This is a genomic window from Microbacterium sp. K41 (assembly GCF_004794395.1).
Lineage (GTDB): Bacteria > Actinomycetota > Actinomycetes > Actinomycetales > Microbacteriaceae > Microbacterium > Microbacterium sufflavum.
The window spans coordinates 1-3,739 of the sequence record NZ_SSDO01000248.1; the positions used below are offsets into that span (position 1 = coordinate 1).

At 70.0% G+C, this 3,739-nt stretch carries 5 protein-coding genes and 1 tRNA gene; all 6 read left to right on the forward strand.

What is annotated here, in order from left to right:
* Positions 1-254, forward strand: a 254-nt coding sequence (locus DW309_RS06875) for a PfkB family carbohydrate kinase (RefSeq protein WP_240753145.1), incomplete at its 5' end; no start/stop codon positions are given.
* Between the two features lie 86 nt (positions 255-340).
* A tRNA-Tyr gene (locus tag DW309_RS06880) sits at positions 341-425 on the forward strand.
* Positions 426-518: 93 nt separating this feature from the next.
* Positions 519-1,415: a bile acid:sodium symporter family protein gene (locus DW309_RS06885; RefSeq protein WP_136031645.1), complete on the forward strand. Its 897-nt coding sequence runs from the start codon at positions 519-521 to the stop codon at positions 1,413-1,415.
* Positions 1,416-1,424: 9 nt separating this feature from the next.
* Positions 1,425-1,916 carry an FBP domain-containing protein gene (locus tag DW309_RS06890; RefSeq protein WP_136044941.1) on the forward strand — a complete coding sequence of 164 codons (492 nt, stop codon included), beginning with the start codon at positions 1,425-1,427 and terminating at the stop codon, positions 1,914-1,916.
* A 46-nt stretch (positions 1,917-1,962) separates the two neighbouring features.
* On the forward strand, positions 1,963-2,763 hold the full coding sequence (locus DW309_RS06895) for an enoyl-CoA hydratase/isomerase family protein (RefSeq protein ID WP_136031649.1): 801 nt from the start codon (positions 1,963-1,965) through the stop codon (positions 2,761-2,763).
* 121 nt (positions 2,764-2,884) lie between these two features.
* A partial coding sequence (locus DW309_RS06900; protein WP_136044942.1) for a hypothetical protein occupies positions 2,885-3,739 on the forward strand: 855 nt, incomplete at its 3' end.

The following is a 3,739-nucleotide window of genomic DNA, read 5'->3' on the forward strand; positions in this document are numbered from 1 at the left end:
CCGACGCCGGCACCTCGACGGCCCCGATCTCCGCGCTGCCCGGGCGCCTCGTCGACACCGTGGGGGCGGGCGATGCGACGCTCGCCGCCGTCGCGGCCGGTCTGGTCGCCGCTGCTCCGCAGGCCGCAGGGGAGTGGGACGCCCTGCTGCGACGGGCCATGGACATCGCGGCCGCGACGTGCAGGGCCGAGGGCGGTCTGCTGCGCACGCCCGAGTCGCTCGCCGAGTCCGACCGCGGGGTGCACGGCAGCTGACGCCTCGATTTCTCGACCCCGCATCGTGCGGGTATGATGGATCTTCGTGCCCCCGGTTGGCTGTTGAAGTCGGACGGGTGCGCTCTGGCGAGTTACCCAAGTGGCCAAAGGGATCTGACTGTAAATCAGCCGTCTTCGACTTCGGGGGTTCGAATCCCTCACTCGCCACCACGGAAGCCCCCGCTCGTCGGGGGCTTCTTCCGTTTCGGCGCGCGTCTCACGAACCCGTGACACCGAGGCCCTCCGTCCGCCACACTGAGTGCCATGGGATCAGCGTTGACCACCATCGGACTGCCCGTCGCGCTCGGCATCATCATGCTGGGTCTGGGCCTCAGCCTCACCCTCGGCGACTTCGCCCGGGTGCTCAAGCAGCCGAGGGCGGTGATCGTCGCGCTGCTGTGTCAGCTGGTGCTCCTGCCGGCCGTCTGCTTCGGGCTCGTGCTGCTGTTCCAGCTGCCGCCGGTGCTGGCGGTGGGCATGATGATGCTCGCCGCGTCGCCGGGCGGCACCACGGCGAACCTGTACAGCCACCTGTTCCGCGGCGACATCGCCCTCAACATCTCGCTCACGGCGGTGAACTCGGTGATCGCCGTGATCACCCTGCCGATCATCACGAACCTCGCGATCGCCTACTTCCGCCCGTTCGATGACACGCTGGGGCTGCAGTGGTCGAAGGCCCTCGAGGTGTTCGCGATCGTGCTGCTGCCCGTCGCGCTCGGCATGCTGATCCGGCGGTTCTGGCCACGGTTCGCCGCGAGCATGGACAAGCCGGTGCGCATCGCCTCGGTCGTCATCCTGATCGTCGTGATCGCGGGCGCCGTGGCCTCGAACTGGACGCTCCTGGTCGACAACGTGGCGCGTCTGGCCCTCATCACCGTGCTGTTCTGCCTGGTCAGCCTCGCAGTCGGATTCCTCATCCCGCGGATGCTGCGGGTGGGCAAGCGTCAGGCGATCGCGACGTCGTTCGAGATCGGCATCCACAACGCGACCCTGGCGATCGTGATCGCGCAGTCCGTGCTCGGTTCGGTGGAGCTGAGCCTCCCCGCGGCCGTCTACGGGGTGCTGATGTTCTTCATCGCGTTCGGCTTCGGGTTCCTCATCCGCGAGCGCAGCGGTGCCTCCGCGGCACGGACCGCGCCCGCCGTCGAGGGCGTTTCCTAGACTGGAGTGATGCGAGCCCTCACCGAAGCCGACGTCCGGGCCTCGTTCGTGAACGCGGACGCGGACGAGCTGCGCGTCATGGAGATGCCGCACGACTTCCTCCTGGTCGACTGGGACTACCTCGACTTCTTCGCCTGGCGCGACCCGAGCGCCGGCAAGCGCGGCTACGTCCTGATCCAGCACGAGGGACGCGTGGTCGGTGTCGTGCTGCGGGCGTCGGAGCCCGGTCGCGGGCGCTCCGGCATGTGCAACATCTGCCACACGATGCAGCCGGGCAACCAGGTCGCGCTGTTCTCCGCGCGACGGGCGGGCGAGGCCGGCGCTCGCGGCGACTCCTTCGGCACGTACATCTGCGCGGACCTCTCCTGTCACGAGAACGTGCGACTCGCGCATCCGCTCGCGCCGAACGAGATCCGTGCGGCGGGTCAGGCCGACTTCCGCCTCGACGGCACGCGCCGCCGGATGGAGGGGTTCGTCTCCCGCGTGTGGGAGCAGGGCTGAGTCCGGCTAGCCTGGATCCACACGTCCTGTGCTCGAGGGAGACGCCATGAGTGAAGCCATCCTGTTCGCGGTCGACGAGGGGATGGCGCGGCTGACGCTGAACCGTCCGGCTCGCCTCAACGCCTTCAACGCCGATCTGGCCCACGCCTGGCGTGACGCCACGGCCGAGGCCACCTCGCGGAGCGACGTGAAGGCGATCCTCCTGGACGCGGCGGGTCCGGCGTTCTGCGCGGGCGGCGACGTGATCGACATGGCGACCACGATGGGCGCCTCCGGTGCCGAGATCACGGCGCTCGCCGAGGTGATCAACGCGGGCATCCGCTCGCTGACCGAGTCGAGCATCCCGGTGGTCGCCGCCGCCCACGGCACGACGGCCGGTGGCGGGCTCGGCATCCTGCTCGCGACCGATTACGCCGTGGTCGGGGCACGATCGAAGCTCGGGAGCCTGTACGCCAACATCGGTCTCACGCCCGACCTGTCGGTGTCGGCGCAGCTGGCCCGTGCGATCGGTCAGCGCAGAGCGCTGCAGCTCGTGCTGCAGGATCGGCTGCTGACGGCGGCCGAGGCGCTGGAGTGGGGACTGGTGGCCGAGGTCGTGGAGGGCGAGGACGCGGCTGCGGAGGCGGAGGCCGTGCGCTCGCGCGCCGAGGAGGTCGCCCGTTTCTGGCTGGCCGGGGCCGCGGATGCCTATGGCCAGGCCAAGCGGCTGGTGCGGTCGCAGCCCGAGCGCACTTTCGTCGAGCAGCTGTCGGAGGAGGCGCGCTCGATCGGTGCCGCGCTCGAGACTCCCGACGCGCAGGCGCGGGTCGCCGCGTTCGCTGCGGCATCGGCGCGCAAGACGGCCTGACTCTTCCTCCCCAGCCACCGGTTTTCGTCGCGTCCGTCCGCACGGCGCGAAGATCCCCGAACCGGGACCGGCGCGCGTGGGAGGATGTGGACATCGATCGCCACTCGACGAGAGGACCCCCATGTCCCATCCGGACATCAGCACGCCGCCGCAGGCTGAGAAGAAGAACATGTCGCTGCTCATCCGCGGCTCGATCTGGGTGGCGATCGGCGCGCTGATCGCGGCCGCGCTCGTGTGCGTGGTGTGGGTGCTGATCGGCGACCAGAACGGCCTGATCGGTCGCGCCTTCCTCACGATCCTGCTCCTGGCCGCGTTCGCCGGCATCGCGATCCTGGAGGCCGGGCTCGCCCCCAACCGCCCGGACTGGCTCCAGCTCGCGAGCATGGTCAGCTGGGTCGTGGCGCTCCTGGTGGGGCTCGTGAAGATCTGGCTCCCGGAAGACGGCATCTACTTCGGGGCGGAGCGCTTCTTCCAACTCCTGCTCGTGATCGGAGTGCTCCAGCTCGCCCTGCTGCACGTGCGTCTGTTCACGAAGGCGGCGCAGCGCCACGTCACCACCTTCACGCGCGTCATCTTCATCGTGACGGTCGTGTTCCTCGGTGCGCTCGTGGCGATGCTCGTGTTCTTCCTCGCGTTCCCGAACACGTTCGACTACAGCGAGCTGTACTGGCGCATCGTGGTCGCCCTCACGATCCTGGTCGCGGTGGGCACCACGCTCATCCCCCTGCTGAACGCGCTGTTCGCGCCGAGGAAGGCCGCCACGCCGACGCCGCAGAACCCGGCTCCCGCGTGGCCCACGTTCGCCGACGGCCGCACCCCGCTCCCCGCACTGCCCGACGGCTCGCCCGACTGGAACGCGTACTACACCGGCTACCCGACGGCTCCGCAGCAGGCTCTCCCGCAGCCGCAGACCACGGCGTTCCCCGTGGTTCCCGAGGCCGCGGTCGCGCAGCCCGCGCCTCCGGCTGCGCCCTCC

Excerpts from the sequence above, each read along its gene's own strand:
- DW309_RS06885 (WP_136031645.1), top strand. The coding sequence starts at position 519 with ATGGGATCAGCGTTGACCACCATCGGACTGCCCGTCGCGCTCGGCATC.
- DW309_RS06890 (WP_136044941.1), top strand. The coding sequence starts at position 1,425 with ATGCGAGCCCTCACCGAAGCCGACGTCCGGGCCTCGTTCGTGAACGCG.
- DW309_RS06895 (WP_136031649.1), top strand. The coding sequence starts at position 1,963 with ATGAGTGAAGCCATCCTGTTCGCGGTCGACGAGGGGATGGCGCGGCTG.